Here is a 339-nt window from a genome sequence, read left to right on the forward strand (position 1 = left end):
TAACCAAATTGGATCTGTCACTGAGAGTATTGAGGCCGTGAAGATGTCCAAGCATGCTGGGTGGGGTGTGATGGCCAGCCACCGCAGTGGAGAAACCGAAGATACTTTCATTGCTGACCTTTCTGTTGGTCTATCCACGGGTCAAATCAAGACCGGAGCTCCATGCAGGTCCGAGCGTCTTGCCAAATACAATCAGCTCTTGCGTATTGAAGAAGAGCTTGGTGCTGAAGCAGTGTATGCTGGAGCAAAGTTCCGTGCACCTGTTGAGCCCTACTAAGGTGTAGAGTTTTCAGTCAAACAAACTACTGGTTTTTGATAGAAGGCTTTGTTTTCAGTCCA

Annotated in this window: 1 pseudogene; it reads left to right on the forward strand. The window is 48.1% G+C overall.

The window, feature by feature from the left end:
* Positions 1-277: pseudogene (gene eno / locus CXQ96_RS17975) on the forward strand (phosphopyruvate hydratase); the annotation flags it as partial.
* Positions 278-339 lie beyond the last annotated feature (62 nt).

The organism is Arthrobacter sp. B1805 (assembly GCF_002929745.1).
In the GTDB taxonomy this organism is placed as follows: Bacteria; Actinomycetota; Actinomycetes; order Actinomycetales; family Micrococcaceae; genus Arthrobacter_D.